The sequence below is a fragment of the Pseudomonas sp. UTLPPB19802 genome (assembly GCF_059730225.1).
In genome coordinates this window covers 2,554,683-2,570,163 of sequence record NZ_AP048545.1, presented here as the reverse complement: position 1 = coordinate 2,570,163, position 15,481 = coordinate 2,554,683, and the positions used below count along the sequence as shown (strand labels likewise).

Below are 15,481 nucleotides of genomic sequence, written 5' to 3'. Positions count from 1 at the left end.
GAGCCGCCTCGCCGGCTCCCACAAGTACTTGCATCAGCCAGCGTTCGCCCGCACCACGCTCAACTCCCGGACCTGAGCCCGTTTCTGGCTCAGGTAACGGGTACAGCCAACCCGCAGGAACGAAGCGAAATTCACCACCTCGCCGCGAAAGTCCATCACCTCCTCGTACAGGCGGGTGATCATCTGGTTGGTAGTCACGCCCTCCCCCTCGGCCATCTCGCTGAGAATGTCCCAGAACTGGTTCTCCAGGCGCAGGGTGGTGACCACGCCACCGATGCGCAGTGAGCGGGAACGCGACTCGTAGAGAATCGGGTCGGCTTTGACATAGAGCTCGCACATGGGCGCAGCCTCCTCCTACAAGGTGATGTGGGTGCCCAGCAGGCCAAGGAATGCCGCCAGCCAGCTCGGATGGGCCGGCCAGGCCGGGGCGGTGGCGAGATTGCCCTGGACGTGGGCCTTGTCGACCGCGATATCGATGTAGCGACCGCCGGCCAGGCGCACTTCCGGGGCGCAAGCCGGATAGGCACTGCACTCGCGTCCTTCAAGGATACCCGCCGCCGCCAGCAATTGCGCGCCATGGCACACCGCGGCAATCGGCTTGCCAGCCTTGTCGAAGGCCTGCACCAGTTGCAGCACCTTGTCATTCAGCCGCAGGTACTCCGGGGCGCGGCCACCAGGCACCAGCAACCCGTCATAGTCGGCGGCATCGACCTGGGCGAAATCGAAGTTCAGCGCGAACAGATGACCGGGCTTCTCGCTGTAGGTCTGGTCGCCCTCGAAATCATGGATCGCCGTGCGCACGGTCTGTCCGGCGGTCTTGCCAGGGCACACCGCATGCACCTGGTGACCGACCATCTGCAGCGCCTGGAACGGCACCATCACTTCATAGTCTTCGGCGTAATCGCCAACCAGCATCAGGATCTTTTTCGCAGCCATGGGGTGGACTCCTCCAGGTGAACGCTTGGGCAGACAAGAGTAGCCAAGGTAGTCGCTGTACAGCGGGACGGGTAATCGCCGGCTACTACGGCTGCCTGCCGGGGCGAAACTGTACGGACAACTCTGCACCTATCTGTAGCAGCCGCCATCGCCGGCTTTATGGCTAGATGAACACTCGTTCCCTACCCTACTTTCGGTTCCCGCTTATGTCTTCCCGTGAAAACACCGGCATGCTGCTTGGCCTGCTGGGCGTCGTGATCTTCAGCCTGACCCTGCCCTTCACCCGCATCGTGGTGCAGGAAATCAACCCGCTGCTCAATGGCCTCGGCCGAGCCCTGGTGGCGGCGATTCCGGCGGCGGCGCTGTTGTTGTGGCGACGGGAGAAATGGCCGACCTGGAGTCAGTTCAAGGGCCTGTGGCTGGTGATCGCCGGGGTGATACTCGGCTTCCCGGTGCTTTCGGCCTGGGCCATGCAGAGCCTGCCGGCGTCCCATGGTGCGCTGGTCAACGGCCTGCAACCGTTGTGCGTGGCGCTGTATGCAGCGTGGTTGTCCCACGAGCGGCCGTCGAAAGCCTTCTGGGCCTGCGCAGCCCTGGGCAGCGCGCTGGTACTGGGTTATGCCTTGCTCAGCGGTGCCGGCAGCATCCAGGCCGGTGACTTGCTGATGCTCGGCGCCATCGCGGTTGGCGGCCTCGGTTACGCCGAAGGCGGCCGTTTGGCCAGGGAAATGGGCGGCTGGCAAGTGATCTGCTGGGCACTGGTGCTGTCGGTGCCGGTGTTGATCGGTCCGGTGCTCTACCTGGCCTGGCAGCATCAGGGAGCGGTTTCCGCCAGGACCTGGTGGGCCTTCGGCTACGTGGCGATGTTCTCGCAGTTCCTCGGTTTCTTCGCCTGGTACGCCGGGCTGGCCCTGGGCGGCATCGCCCGGGTCAGCCAGATCCAGTTGCTGCAGATCTTCTTCACCATCGCCTTCTCGGCGCTGTTCTTCGGCGAGCATGTGGAGCCGGTGACCTGGCTGTTCGCCGCCGGGGTGATCGTCACGGTGATCCTGGGGCGCAAGGCCGGGGTGCGCCCGGCGCAACCGGGCCAGTTGCCGTCCGGGGTTCAGCTCAAGTAGCCATCGGCGCGCAGCAGGGTTTCCAGGCAGTGTTCCTGGATGGCGTAGAACGCCTTGAGTTCGTCGATCTTCGCCAATAGCCGGGCGGGGTCCTGGGGCTCGGCCCGCTTGACCGCGAGGATCATTTTGTTCTTGTTGGTGTGCTCCAGCGAGATGAACTCGAAAACCTTGGTCTCGTAACCACAGGCTTCCAGGAACAGCGCCCGCAGGCTGTCGGTGACCATCTCCGCCTGCTGGCCCAGGTGCAGGCCGTATTGCAGCATCGGCTTGAGCAGCGCCGGGCTCTGGATCTGCTGGCGGATCTGCTTGTGGCAGCATGGCGAGCACATGATGATCGACGCTCCGGAACGGATGCCGGTATGGATCGCGTAGTCGGTGGCGATATCGCAGGCATGCAGGGCAATCATCACGTCCAGCTCGCTCGGCGCCACGCTGCGCACGTCGCCGCACTTGAACACCAGGCCCGGATGCTCCAGGCGCGCCGCCGCCGTGTTGCACAGGCTGACCATGTCCTCGCGCAACTCGACACCGGTTACCTCGGCCTCGGCCTGTTGGGTATTGCACAGGTAGTCGTGGATGGCGAAGGTCAGGTAGCCCTTGCCTGAGCCGAAATCCGCCACCCGCACCGGCCGGTCCAGCTGGATCGGTGAACTGCCCAGGGCGTGGGAAAACACCTCGATGAACTTATTGATCTGCTTCCACTTGCGCGACATGGCCGGGATCAACTCGTGCTGCTTGTTGGTCACGCCGAGGTCGATCAGGAACGGCCGGCTCAGTTCCAGGTAGCGGTTCTTCTCCCGGTTGTGTTCGGCGGATGGCACTTCCCGCGCCTGCCGGGCCTTGCCCTTGAACAGCGTGCTCTTGCCCTTCTTGCTGTATTCGAGCTGGATCTCGTCGGTCAGCGACAGCAGGTGGGCATTCTTGAACGACGCCGGCAGCAGCGCGCCAATGGTCGCCACGCCCTCGGCGAGGGGAAAGTTCTTGGTGATGTCGCGGGTCTTGTAGCGGTAGACGAAGGACAGGCACGGCTGGTCCTTGACCGTCAGTTGCTTGATGATCAGCCGCTGCAGGTCCGCCTCGTCACCGACGTATTTGGCCAGCACCAGCTTGATGAACGCGTTCTGCGCCAGGCTGATGTCGAGCAGTTCGAGGAACTGGGCATGATGGTCCGGCACGGACTGGGCGGGTTTTGCAGTAACAGACATGAAGGAAGCGCCTCGGGCGTGCGGGAATCGGATCAGGGAATGCCGGGCATTGTATCAGCCCAGCACCACCAGGCGGTTCGGCAACTCGTTGCGCGATTGGGTCAACGGCACATGGGTGGTCAGCAGTTGGCCGCAGTCCTCGATGCAGGAGACGAAGCCCTGCAGCGTCTGCCCCTGCCTCACCCGCTCGGTGAACGCCTTGACGATGGGCTCCCAGACGCTGTTGTCCAGGCGCCGGGCAATGCCCTCGTCCACCAGGATTTCCACGTAGCGCTCGGCCTCGCTGACGAAGATCAGCACCCCGGTGCCGCCGACGGTGTGGTGCAGGTTCTGTTCGAGGAACTGCCGCCGCGCCAGCCCGGAGGCGCGCCAGTGCCGCACCGAGCGTGGAATCAGCCGGCTGGTGACCGAGGGAATGCGAAACAGCAGGCACAGCAGGATGAAACTGCTCCACTGCACCGCCAGCAGGGTATGGCCGTTCAGCCAACCGAAGACGAAATTGACCACGCCCGGCACCAGCAGCGCCAGCAGGCTGGCCCAGAGCAACGGAATATAGGCGTAGTCATCGGCACGGCGGGCCAGCACCGTCACCAGTTCCGCATCGGTCTGGCGCTCCACCCGCGCGATCGCCTCGGCGACCTGGCGTTGTTCGTATTCACTGAGTAAGGCCATGGTTGTGCTGCTCTCTCGTTATTATGCCTACCAACTGCCCGATGATCCGCCGCCACCGAAGCTGCCGCCGCCACCGCTGAAACCACCACCGGAGCGCCCGCCACCACTGCTCGACCCGCCCGAGCCACCGCCCCTGGGGCCGTAGCCCATCAGTTGCATGATCGCGCAGAACAACACGAACAGCACGAACAGCAAGCCCGTCAGGAACGGATGCCGCGAACCGAAATCGCCCTCCGGCTCGCTGGTTTCCTGCACCTGGCCGCCCAGCGTATCGAGCATCGCCTCGACCCCGGCGCGGATGCCGTTGGACACATGGCCACGCTTGAGCTGCGGCACGATCAGCTGATTGATGATCAGCGACGCGCGGGCATCGGTCAGGCGGTCTTCCAGGCCATAGCCCACTTCGATACGGACCTTGCGCTCATCGCGGGCGACGATCAGCAGGGCACCGTTGTTCCGGTCTTTCTGGCCGATGCCCCAGTGCCGGCCCAACTGGTAGCCGAATTCCTCGATGGTGGCGCCCTGCAGGTCCGGCAGGGTGACCACCACGACCTGCTCGCCGGTGGCCTTTTCGTGATTCTGCAGCTCCTGGGTCAGGGCTGCGGCCACCGGGGCCTCGATCATGCCGGCGTTGTCCACCACCCGCCCGGTCAGCTCGGGAAACTGCAAGTCGGCCCTGGCCACCAGGACCAACGTGCAGAGCCAGAGCAACAGGACGCTCTTGAATATGCGCATGGCTACCTCATCCGTGATGACCGGGTGGTCAGAACTTCACTTGTGGCGCCTTGTCGGCGTCTTGGGCGGTCGCCTCGAAGTTCGGCCGCAGCGGCAGGTCGCTGTACATCAGGCTGTGCCAGAGGCGGCCGGGAAAGGTACGAATCTCGGTATTGTACTTTTCCACACTGAGGATGAAGTCACGCCGGGCCACACTGATACGATTCTCGGTGCCTTCGAGCTGCGACTGCAGGGCTAGGAAGTTCTGGTTCGACTTGAGGTCCGGATAACGCTCCGACACTACCATCAGTCGGCTCAGGGCACCGGTCAACTGGCCTTGGGCGTCCTGGTACTGCTTGAGCCTGCCGGGGTCGTCCAGGATGCTGGCATCGACCTGCACCGAGGTCGCCCGCGAGCGGGCCTCGACCACTGCGGTCAGGGTGTCCTGCTCCTGCTTCGCATAGCCCTTGACCGTTTCCACCAGGTTGGGAATCAGGTCCGCACGGCGCTGGTACTGGTTCTGGACCTGGGCCCAGTTGGCCTTGACCTGTTCGTCGTAGGTGGGAATGTTGTTGATGCCGCAACCCGCCAACACGCTGGCCAGCAAGACCAGGGCAGCGACTCTCAAGCTCGAATATGGACCCGACGATGCCTGCATGCTCGAAACGCTCCTTGAAACGATAGGGGACGGAACCTGGGGCTTTCATGCCAATGACCAGGACATAATCCGCCACCGCCACTGGAATGTCTGAAGCCAATCAGCTAAAAGATGCCCAGCGCGAAAAACAGTTCAGCAGTGTGCTGGATTTATTGGCACAACAATAGTCGCTCCCTATAACTAAACAGCCCGGCCAGTGTTCGAAGAGCAGCGGCTGTACCGGGCTCCCGAGATAATCATTCATGAAGAAGCTGTGTTTGCTGGGCCTCGCTATCGGCCTGGCCAGTCTCCCGGTTGCGGCGGACACCAAGCCCGTCCCCGTCGAAAACAAGGACGCCTTCATCGCCAACCTGATGAAGCAGATGACCCTCGAGGAAAAGATCGGCCAGTTGCGCCTGATCAGCATCGGCCCGGAAATGCCCCGCGAGCTGATCCGCAAGGAAATTGCCGCCGGCAACATCGGCGGTACCTTCAACTCGATTTCCCGCCCGGAAAACCGTCCGATGCAGGACGCGGCCATGCGCAGCCGGCTGAAGATCCCGATGTTCTTCGCCTATGACGTGATCCACGGCCACCGGACCATTTTCCCGATCAGCCTGGGCCTGGCCTCCAGCTGGGACATGGACGCCATCGGCCACTCCGGGCGCATCGCCGCCCAGGAAGCCAGTGCCGACAGCCTCGACATCACCTTCGCGCCGATGGTCGACATCTCCCGCGACCCACGCTGGGGCCGGACCTCCGAAGGTTTCGGCGAAGACACCTACCTGGTCTCGCGCATCGCCAAGGTGATGGTCCAGGCCTACCAGGGCAAGAGCCCGGACCAGGCCGACAGCATCATGGCCAGCGTCAAGCACTTCGCCCTGTATGGTGCGGTGGAAGGCGGCCGCGACTACAACGTGGTCGACATGAGCCCGGTGAAGATGTACCAGACCTACCTGCCGCCCTATCGCGCCGCCATCGATGCCGGCGCTGGCGGGGTGATGGTCGCGCTGAACTCGGTCAACGGCGTTCCCGCCACCTCCAATACCTGGCTGATGCAGGATCTGCTGCGCAAGGACTGGGGCTTCAAGGGCCTGGCGGTCAGCGACCACGGGGCGATTTTCGAACTGCTCAAGCACGGCGTCGCCAAGGACGGTCGCGAAGCGGCCAAACTGGCGATCAAGGCCGGTATCGACATGAGCATGAACGATTCGCTGTATGGCAAGGAACTGCCGGGGCTGATCAAGTCCGGCGAAGTGCCGCAAAGCGACCTCGACAACGCCGTGCGTGAAGTGCTCGGTGCCAAGTACGACATGGGCCTGTTCAAGGACCCGTACCTGCGCATCGGCAAGGCCGAGGATGATCCGGCCGACACCAACGCCGAAAGCCGCCTGCACCGTGCCGAAGCCCGCGACGTGGCCAAGCGCAGCCTGGTACTGCTGAAGAACGAGAAGCAGACGCTGCCGCTGGCCAAGTCGGCGAAGATCGCCGTGGTCGGCCCGCTGGCCAAGGCCCCGATCGACATGATGGGCAGTTGGGCCGCCGCCGGCCTGCCGGCGCAATCGGTCACCCTGTTCGACGGCATGAGCCGTGCGTTGGGCGACAAGGGCCAACTGGTCTATGCCCGCGGTTCGAACATCACCACCGACAAGAAGGTCGTCGACTACCTCAATTTCCTCAACTTCGATGCCCCGGAAGTGGTCGATGACCCGCGTCCCGAGCAGCAACTGATCGACGAAGCGGTCAAGGCCGCGCAGCAGGCCGACGTGGTGGTGGCCGCGGTGGGCGAATCGCGGGGCATGTCCCACGAATCGTCGAGCCGTACCGACCTGAACATTCCCGAGACCCAGCGCAAGCTGATCGCCGCCCTCAAGGCCACCGGCAAGCCGCTGGTGCTGGTGCTGATGAACGGCCGTCCGCTGACCATCGGCCAGGAACAGGACCAGGCCGATGCGGTGCTGGAAACCTGGTTCAGCGGTACCGAAGGCGGCAACGCCATCGCCGACGTGCTGTTCGGCGACTACAACCCGTCGGGCAAGCTGCCAATCACCTTCCCGCGTTCGGTCGGCCAGGTGCCGATGTACTACAACCACCTGACCATCGGCCGGCCATTCACGCCGGGCAAGCCGGGCAACTACACCTCGCAATACTTCGACGAGGAAAACACCCCGCTGTATCCGTTCGGCTACGGCCTGAGCTACACCGACTTCAGCCTGAGCAACATGGCGCTGTCCTCGACCACGCTGAACAAGAGCGGCAAGCTCGACGCCAGCATCACCGTGCGCAACACCGGCAAGCGTGATGGCGAGACCGTGGTCCAGCTGTACATCCAGGACGTGGCGGGCTCGATGATCCGTCCGGTCAAGGAGCTGAAGAACTTCCAGAAAGTGCTGCTCAAGGCCGGTGAAGAGAAGGTCATCCACTTCACCATCGACGAGAACGACCTGAAGTTCTACAACACCCAGCTCAAGTACGTCGCCGAGCCGGGCAAGTTCAACGTGCAGATTGGCCTGGATTCCCGGGACGTGACGCAACAGAGCTTCGAACTGCTGTAACCCTCCCCCCTGTGGGAGCCGCCCGGCCGGCTCCCACAACTCAGCGTCGGCCTGGACAGGCGTGTTATCTTTCCTGCCCTCTCTCAAGCCTGTCGCTATCCGCATGCCGCCGATCCCTCGCTCCCTGCGTCTGCTGCTCCACACCCTGCTGATCCTCGCCGGAACCGGGCTGGCAGCCGGTTGGGCCATGCACCGTGCCACGCAACAGGCACTGCTGGATGACGCCGTCCGTGGTCACGGCCAGCTGGCACTGTACGCCAACTCCCTGCATACCCTGATCGAACGCTACCGCGCACTGCCAGCGGTGATCGCCCTGGACCCGGAACTGCGCGAGGCCCTCGACGGGACGATCACCCCGCAGCAGCAGGACGCGCTCAACCGCAAGCTGGAGCGCATGAATGGCGCGGCACGCTCGTCGACCCTGCAACTGCTCGACCGCAACGGCCTGTCGGTGGCCGCGAGCAACTGGCGCCTGCCCAGCAGCTATGTCGGTCACTACTACGGCTTTCGCCCCTACTTCAACCAGACCCGTAGCGAAGGCAGCGGGCATTTCTACGCGGTCGGCGTGACCAGCGGGATTCCCGGCTACTTCCTCTCCAGCGCGGTACTCAACGACAGGGGCGAATTCATCGGCGCCATGGTGGTGAAGCTGGAGTTCCCCGAGATCGAGCGCGAGTGGGGCAAGGGCAACGATATCCTGCTGGTCAGTGATTCCCGTGACATCGTATTCATCGCCAACCATCCGGACTGGCGCTATCGCCTGTTGCGCCCGCTGTCGGACAACGACCGCAGTGAAATCGGCCGCACCCGCCAATACGACAAGCAATCCCTGGGCACCATCGAACACCAGACCCTGCAGGTGTTCGACAGCCAGAGCTTCCTGAGCCGGGTCGCCACCCCCGACGGCAGCGCCGAACTGCTCTGGGAGTCGCTGCCCCTGGACACCGAAAACTGGACCCTGCACCTGCTGCGCAAGCCGCAGCTGGCCGCCGAGGAGCGGCGCAATGCCGGGCTCGCTGGCGCCGGCCTGTGGCTGGCCCTGGTGTTTCTCGCTCTGTTCCTCAACCAGCGCTGGCGCCTGGCCCGCATGCGCCAGCGCAGCCGCGCGGAACTGGAGCGCCTGGTGGAGGAACGCACCCGCGACCTGCGCACCGCACAGGATGGCCTGGTGCAGTCGGCCAAGCTGGCGGCGCTGGGACAGATGTCCGCTGCCCTGGCCCACGAAATCAACCAGCCGCTGACCGCCCAGCGCATGCAGCTGGCGACCTTGCGCCTGCTGCTCGACCATGGCCGGCTCGACGCGGCCCGGGAAGCGCTGGCGCCGCTGGAACAGATGCTGACGCGCATGGCGGCACTGACCAGTCACCTCAAGACCTATGCCCGGCAAAGCCCCAGCGGATTGCGCGAGCCACTGGACCTGGCTGCCGTGGTCGATCAATCGCTGCAACTGCTCGATCCGCGCCTGCGCGAAGACAACGTCAGCATCGTCCTGCACCTGACCCGACCGGCCTGGGTCCGCGGCGACGCAATCCGCCTCGAACAGGTGCTGATCAACCTGCTGCGCAACGCCCTCGACGCCATGCACGACAAACCGCTCAAGCGCCTGGAAATCCGTATCGAGGCCGACCAGCGACTGTGGCTGTTGACCGTGGCCGACAGCGGCGGTGGAATTGCCGAGGAACACCTGGCCAAGGTCTTCGATCCGTTCTTCACCACCAAGCCGGTCGGCGAAGGCCTCGGGCTGGGGTTGGCGGTGTCCTATGCGATCATCCATGAGCAGGGCGGCCGCCTGAGCGTCGTCAATCGGCACGGCGGAGCCTGCTTCACCCTGGCCCTGCCGATTGCCTTGGAGGTCTGCGCACCATGCTGAACGCGGTGATAGTGGTCGATGACGAAGCCAGCATCCGCACGGCCGTGGAACAGTGGCTGAGCCTCTCGGGGTTCTCGGTCCAGCTGTTCGGCCGTGCCGAGGAATGCCTGGCACAGTTGCCCGCACATTTTCCCGGCGTGATCATCAGCGACGTGCGCATGCCCGGCCTCAGCGGCCTCGACCTGCTGGCACGGGTCCGGGCGCTCGACGCCGACCTGCCGGTGATCCTGCTGACCGGACACGGCGATGTGCCGATGGCGGTCGAAGCGATGCGTGACGGCGCTTACGACTTCCTGGAAAAACCCTTCAGCCCCGAAGCCCTGCTCGGCAGCCTTGGCCGCGCTCTGGAAAAACGCCGGCTGGTGCTGGAGAACCGCCGCCTGCATGAACAGGCAGACAGTCGCTCGCGCCTCGAGACCAGCCTGCTCGGGGTTTCCCGCAGCCTGCAGACCTTGCGCCAACAGGTACTGGAGCTGGCACCGTTGCCGGTCAACGTGCTGATCCGTGGCGAAACCGGCAGTGGCAAGGAGCTGGTCGCCCGTTGCCTGCACGATTTCGGACCGCGCTCGACCAAGCCGTTCGTCGCCCTCAACTGCGCGGCGATTCCCGAGCCATTGTTCGAGGCCGAGCTGTTCGGCCATGAGAGTGGCGCCTTCACCGGCGCCCAAGGCAAGCGCATCGGCAAGCTCGAGTACGCCGACGGCGGCACGCTGTTTCTCGACGAGATCGAGAGCATGCCGCTGGCCCAACAAGTGAAACTGCTGCGAGTGCTGCAGGAACAGAGGCTAGAGCGCCTGGGCTCCAACCAGAGCATCCCGGTCGACCTGCGCATCGTTGCCGCGACCAAGCCCGACCTGCTGGAAGAAGCCCGGGCCGGGCGTTTTCGCGAAGACCTGGCTTATCGGCTGACCGTAGCCGAACTGCGCCTGCCGCCCTTGCGCGACCGCCGCGAGGACATCCCGCTGCTGTTCGAACACTTTGCCCAGAGTGCCGCCGAACGCCTTGGACGCAGTGCGACGCCATTGAGCGGCTCGCAACTGAGCCGCCTGCTCAGCCACGACTGGCCGGGCAACGTCCGCGAACTGGCGAATGCCGCCGAGCGTTCGGTACTTGGCCTGGGTGAGCCGGAACCGGTGAATATCGATCCCGGCCAGTCCCTGGCCGCCCAGCAGGAAGCCTTTGAAGCGCAGTGCCTGCGCTCGGCGTTGACGCGGCACAAGGGCGACATCAAGGCCGTACTCGAAGAGCTGCAACTGCCGCGGCGCACCTTCAATGAAAAAATGCAACGCCACGGCCTGACCCGCGAAAGCTTCCTGCGGGACGACTGACCGAGCCCCCGCGGCTGCGGCTCCGTGGCGAGCGGGCTTGCCCGCGTCGGGTCGCAAAGCGGCCCTGAAGCCTGCAATTGCGGTGTATCAGGCCTGACCCGGATGATGATTCTGCGACTGCGCCGCAGTCGAGCGCGGGCAAGCCCGCTCGCCACAGGGCAGCGGCTCAAGATCGGCGGAAATCCGCTCATGGCCCTCGCCAGCATAAGCGGATTTCCGCTCATAAAATCCTGCCACCCCCTCTAGGACGGGCCCTACAGCCCTGGCACGGCTCCTGCTATGGAGCGCACAAGCTGCGTTCACGCGCGCTCCACAAAAACAATACTCACAAGGTTCCCTCGATGGATAACTCCACTACCCTGCCCCTGGGGTCGGCGGCCGCGCCGACACAAAAAAGAACCACCGCCAGCCGCCTGAAATCGATTTTCAGCGGATCGGTCGGCAACATGGTCGAGTGGTACGACTGGTACGTCTACGCGGCGTTCTCGCTGTACTTCGCCAAGGTCTTCTTTCCCAAGGGTGACACCACCGCCCAACTGCTCAACACCGCCGCAATCTTCGCCGTGGGCTTCCTGATGCGCCCGATCGGTGGCTGGCTGATGGGCCTGTACGCCGACCGCAAGGGCCGCAAGGCCGCACTGATGGCCTCGGTTCTGCTGATGTGCGCAGGTTCCCTGATCATCGCCCTGACCCCAGGTTATGAAACCATCGGCGTCGGCGCGCCGATCCTGCTGGTGGTCGCTCGCCTGATGCAGGGGCTGTCGGTCGGCGGCGAATACGGCACATCCGCCACCTACCTCAGCGAGATGGCGACCAAGGAGCGTCGCGGTTTCTACTCCAGCTTCCAGTACGTGACCCTGATCTCCGGCCAGCTCATCGCCCTGGCGGTGCTGATCGTGCTGCAACAGGTCCTCAGCGTCGAGCAGTTGCAGGACTGGGGCTGGCGGATTCCGTTCGGCATCGGCGCGCTGTGCGCGGTGGTCGCGCTCTACCTGCGCCGTGGCATGGAAGAAACCGAATCGTTCGTGAAGAAGAAGGAAGCGCCGAAAGAGAGCCTGATGCGCACGCTGCTGCGTCATCCCAAGGAACTGCTGACCGTGGTCGGCCTGACCATGGGTGGCACCCTGGCGTTCTACACCTACACCACCTACATGCAGAAGTACCTGGTGAACACCGTCGGCATGAGCATCTCCGACTCCACCACGATCTCGGCCGCCACGCTGTTCCTGTTCATGTGCCTGCAACCGGTGGTCGGTGCGCTGTCGGACAAGGTCGGCCGGCGGCCGATCCTGATAGCCTTCGGGATTCTCGGCACACTCTGCACCGTCCCGATCCTCAGCACCCTGCACACCATCCAGACCTGGTGGGGCGCGTTCTTCCTGATCATGGCGGCGCTGATCATCGTCAGCGGCTACACCTCGATCAACGCGGTGGTGAAGGCCGAGCTGTTCCCCACCGAGATCCGCGCCCTGGGCGTGGGCCTGCCCTATGCCCTGACCGTCTCGATCTTCGGCGGCACCGCCGAGTACATCGCGCTGTGGTTCAAGAGCATCGGCATGGAGACCGGTTACTACTGGTACGTAACCGCCTGCATCGCGGTATCACTGCTGGTGTACGTCACCATGAAGGACACCCGCACGCACTCGCGGATCGAGACTGACTGATAGCCACCGCCATCCCTGTCGATCCTCAAGCCGAGGATCGACCCCTCCCAGCGTCCGCAAAACCCGCCTGTCATTCGTGCAAGCCCAGAAGAAGCTCCGGAATTAATAGCGACTTAATTCCCATCCCCCATCCTGACCCTACGCCAAATCGACTTGCACATCTGCCCCCAGGCATCCAGTAACCGCTGCCTGATCGCACCGGCGAATACATCTATCTATACGATTGATTTAAGCATTTATTTGCGCTTTTTAATCAATTTAATAGGCGTAGTATGACTTCCACACCCACTGAACAAAACGAATACCCGACTGGAGCAACCACCATGAAAACCAAACTGATCCTTGCACTGACCCTTTCCGTACTGGCCGCCAACACCTATGCCGCCGATGGCTATGACCATACTCCTGGCGCCTACAGCGTCGCTGCCGATGGTTATGACAAAACCCCAGGCGCCAACGCAGTTGCTGCTGACGGCTACGACAAGACTCCAGGTGCCAACGCTATCGCTGCCGATGGTTACGACAAGACTCCAGGTGCCAACGCTATCGCTGCTGATGGCTACGATAAGACTCCAGGCGCCGCAGCAATCAGCTGATCAATGCGGATGGCATCACAGCCCGGCTCTAGCCGGGCTTAGTCATTTCTGGAGACAAGAAAAATCCCGTGTGGCGAGGGGGCTTGCCCCCGCTGGGCTGCGCAGCAGCCCTAAAAAACAGGCTCCGCGATCCGCCAGAAAAACCCGTGTATCCAGGTTACGACCGCTTCGCGCTCGAGCGCGGGCAAGCCCGCTCGCCACAGGGGAACCCGCGAATTTTGCAGGATCAGGGAAAACCTGCAATTTCCGCCGGCCAGACCGTGCCCGCCGAACCACCTATCGTCCTTTTCCTCATTTCTGGGCGCCAGGAAAATCCCGTGTGGCGAGGGGGCTTGCCCCCGCTGGGCTGCGCAGCAGCCCTAAAAAACAGGCTCCGCGATCCGCCAGAAAAACCCGTGTATCCAGGTTACGACCGCTTCGCGCTCGAGCGCGGGCAAGCCCGCTCACCACAGGGGAAAGCGCAACATTTTCAGGATCAGAGAAAACCTGCAATTTCCGCCGGCCAGATCGTGCCCGCCGAACCACCTATCGTCCTTTTTCTCATTTGTGGGCGCCAGGAAAATCCCGTGTGGCGAGGGGGCTTGCCCCCGCTGGGCTGCGCAGCAGCCCTAAAAAACAGGCTCCGCGATCCCCCAGGAAAACCCGTGCCTCCGGATTACGACCGCTTCGCGCTCGAGCGCGGGCAAGCCCGCTCGCCACCAGGGATATCTGCAACCCTGGCGAGAACCTGCAGCCCTGGAGAAAATCCCTCAAAGGGAAACCTGCAATCCGCTCCATCCAGGACCACACCTGCGAACTGCCTATCGCCTTTGGCCCAGATGCCAAGCACACTATCGATCCCCCGAATTCCCTGCGGAACCCGCGAACCATGCCTGACGATATCCACTACTACGAACCCGCCAACGGCCACGGTCTGCCCCACGACCCATTCAACGCCATCGTCGGCCCGCGGCCCATCGGCTGGATTTCTTCACAGGACGCCGAAGGCCGGCTGAACCTGGCGCCCTACAGCTTCTTCAACGCCTTCAACTACATCCCGCCGATCATCGGGTTCTCCAGCGTCGGCCGCAAAGACAGCCTGAACAATATCGAGCAGACCGGCGAATTCGCCTGGAACCTCGCCACCCGCCCGCTGGCCGAGGCGATGAACCAGAGCTGCGCCGCCGTCGCTCCTGAAATAGACGAATTCCAGTTGGCCGGCCTGACGCCCGTCGCCTCGAAAGTCATCAGCGTGCCGCGGGTACAGGAAAGCCCGGTGTCCTTCGAATGCAAGGTCACCCAGATCATCCAGCTGCAACGCGCCGACCAGGCCCTGGTGCCCAGTTGGCTGATCCTCGGCGAAGTGGTTGCCGTGCATATCGCCAGGCATCTGCTCAAGGATGGGGTCTACGATACCGCCGCCGCCGAACCGATACTGCGCGGTGGCGGCCCGGCGGACTACTTCCAGTTAGGCCCGCAAGCCCTGTTCAAGATGTACCGCCCGCAGTGACCGACTGATCACTCCGGACCACGGCGATCACCAGGACAGTTCGCCCTCGGCGTCGACGTCCACCAGCCGCGCCAGTTCCTGCTCGGCGGCCTGGTCGGCTTCGAGGGCAGTCTTGAATGCCTGGTCTGCAAGGACTTTGTGAAAGCGTGGCGGCTCGAAACCGCCCAGGGCCTTGACCGCAATGGCGGCGTTGTAGCCGGTTTCACCGCGAACCGCTGCGGAAACTGCTTCGAACTGTGCGAACTCTCTACGTGACATGCCTGTTTATCCCGGCCAATTGATCGGCCGGCATTCTAAATCAGCTGGCCAGCCGTTGCAGGGAACCTGTGCTGGACAAGTGATAGTCGCACTGGGCACGGGCAGCGGACACCTCGCTGAAGGTGTGGAAATCCAGGCTGTTGACCAGCAGGTCCTGCACCAGCTCGGCGAACACCTGCATGGCCGGGGTGTTGAAGTAGGCGGTCATCGCCGCCTGGCTGACCCAGAAACCGGAGACCAGCCAGAGATCGGCATCGGCCAGGGAATGCTGCAACGAAAACTGCAGGCAACCGGGTGCCTGGCGGGAAGGTTCGATCAGGCTGCTCAGGCGGGCGCCCAGCTCGGCGGATTGTCCCGGGCGTGCGCGAATGAAGGCCATGTGACTGACAGGGATATGCTTGGACATGCTCGACTCCCCCGAAAGGAATGTTGTTCTCGC

Annotated in this window: 15 protein-coding genes; 7 read left to right on the top strand and 8 right to left on the bottom strand. The window is 63.5% G+C overall.

The genetic code is table 11. The features are described from left to right. Positions 1-33: 33 nt before the first annotated feature. Positions 34-339, bottom strand: a complete 306-nt coding sequence (locus AC6I6U_RS11655; RefSeq protein WP_010449149.1) for a ribbon-helix-helix domain-containing protein — start codon at positions 337-339, stop codon at positions 34-36. Positions 340-354: 15 nt separating this feature from the next. Continuing rightward, positions 355-936 carry a DJ-1/PfpI family protein gene (locus AC6I6U_RS11650; protein WP_497882089.1) on the bottom strand — a complete coding sequence of 194 codons (582 nt, stop codon included), beginning with the start codon at positions 934-936 and terminating at the stop codon, positions 355-357. Between the two features lie 206 nt (positions 937-1,142). Between AC6I6U_RS11650 and AC6I6U_RS11645 the strand changes: the two genes are divergently transcribed. Beyond that, positions 1,143-2,054 carry a DMT family transporter gene (locus AC6I6U_RS11645; protein ID WP_497882088.1) on the top strand — a complete coding sequence of 304 codons (912 nt, stop codon included), beginning with the start codon at positions 1,143-1,145 and terminating at the stop codon, positions 2,052-2,054. Here AC6I6U_RS11645 and AC6I6U_RS11640 read toward each other — a convergent pair. The 4 genes from AC6I6U_RS11640 to AC6I6U_RS11625 are packed head-to-tail and all read right to left on the bottom strand — an operon-like array spanning position 2,042 to position 5,303. Further along, complete coding sequence (locus AC6I6U_RS11640) at positions 2,042-3,259, bottom strand: class I SAM-dependent methyltransferase (protein ID WP_497882087.1); 1,218 nt, start codon at positions 3,257-3,259, stop codon at positions 2,042-2,044. The genes AC6I6U_RS11645 and AC6I6U_RS11640 overlap by 13 nt on opposite strands. A 54-nt stretch (positions 3,260-3,313) precedes the next feature. Further along, a complete protein-coding gene (locus tag AC6I6U_RS11635) occupies positions 3,314-3,931 on the bottom strand; it encodes a TPM domain-containing protein (RefSeq protein ID WP_497882086.1) in 618 nt (205 codons plus the stop codon). Positions 3,932-3,958: 27 nt separating this feature from the next. Then, positions 3,959-4,666: a TPM domain-containing protein gene (locus AC6I6U_RS11630; RefSeq protein WP_497882085.1), complete on the bottom strand. Its 708-nt coding sequence runs from the start codon at positions 4,664-4,666 to the stop codon at positions 3,959-3,961. A 28-nt stretch (positions 4,667-4,694) separates the two neighbouring features. Then, positions 4,695-5,303, bottom strand: a complete 609-nt coding sequence (locus AC6I6U_RS11625) for a LemA family protein (RefSeq protein ID WP_497882084.1) — start codon at positions 5,301-5,303, stop codon at positions 4,695-4,697. Between the two features lie 242 nt (positions 5,304-5,545). On the opposite strand from AC6I6U_RS11625, the gene bglX reads away from it, so the two are divergent. From bglX to AC6I6U_RS11595, 6 genes are all read left to right on the top strand, one after another. Then, the gene (bglX, locus tag AC6I6U_RS11620) at positions 5,546-7,837 is read left to right on the top strand and encodes a beta-glucosidase BglX (protein ID WP_497882083.1); all 2,292 of its coding nucleotides are present in this window, start codon (positions 5,546-5,548) and stop codon (positions 7,835-7,837) included. A gap of 103 nt (positions 7,838-7,940) precedes the next feature. Then, complete coding sequence (locus AC6I6U_RS11615; protein ID WP_497882082.1) at positions 7,941-9,707, top strand: sensor histidine kinase; 1,767 nt, start codon at positions 7,941-7,943, stop codon at positions 9,705-9,707. Further along, complete coding sequence (locus AC6I6U_RS11610; protein WP_497882081.1) at positions 9,701-11,035, top strand: sigma-54-dependent transcriptional regulator; 1,335 nt, start codon at positions 9,701-9,703, stop codon at positions 11,033-11,035. The genes AC6I6U_RS11615 and AC6I6U_RS11610 overlap by 7 nt, the downstream gene beginning before the upstream one ends. A 341-nt stretch (positions 11,036-11,376) precedes the next feature. Continuing rightward, the gene (locus AC6I6U_RS11605) at positions 11,377-12,699 is read left to right on the top strand and encodes an MFS transporter (protein ID WP_497882080.1); all 1,323 of its coding nucleotides are present in this window, start codon (positions 11,377-11,379) and stop codon (positions 12,697-12,699) included. Between the two features lie 323 nt (positions 12,700-13,022). Further along, positions 13,023-13,295 (top strand): hypothetical protein, encoded by a 273-nt coding sequence (locus tag AC6I6U_RS11600; RefSeq protein ID WP_497882079.1) that lies wholly within the window; start codon positions 13,023-13,025, stop codon positions 13,293-13,295. Between the two features lie 868 nt (positions 13,296-14,163). After that, positions 14,164-14,784, top strand: coding sequence for a flavin reductase family protein (locus AC6I6U_RS11595; RefSeq protein WP_497882078.1), 621 nt, complete (start codon positions 14,164-14,166; stop codon positions 14,782-14,784). Between the two features lie 27 nt (positions 14,785-14,811). Here the strand turns inward: AC6I6U_RS11595 and AC6I6U_RS11590 are convergent, their stop codons facing one another. Together AC6I6U_RS11590 and AC6I6U_RS11585 are read right to left on the bottom strand one after the other, a co-directional pair. After that, positions 14,812-15,042 (bottom strand): hypothetical protein, encoded by a 231-nt coding sequence (locus tag AC6I6U_RS11590; protein WP_497882077.1) that lies wholly within the window; start codon positions 15,040-15,042, stop codon positions 14,812-14,814. Between the two features lie 40 nt (positions 15,043-15,082). Next, positions 15,083-15,448, bottom strand: coding sequence for an antibiotic biosynthesis monooxygenase family protein (locus tag AC6I6U_RS11585; protein ID WP_497882076.1), 366 nt, complete (start codon positions 15,446-15,448; stop codon positions 15,083-15,085). Between the last annotated feature and the right edge of the window lie 33 nt (positions 15,449-15,481).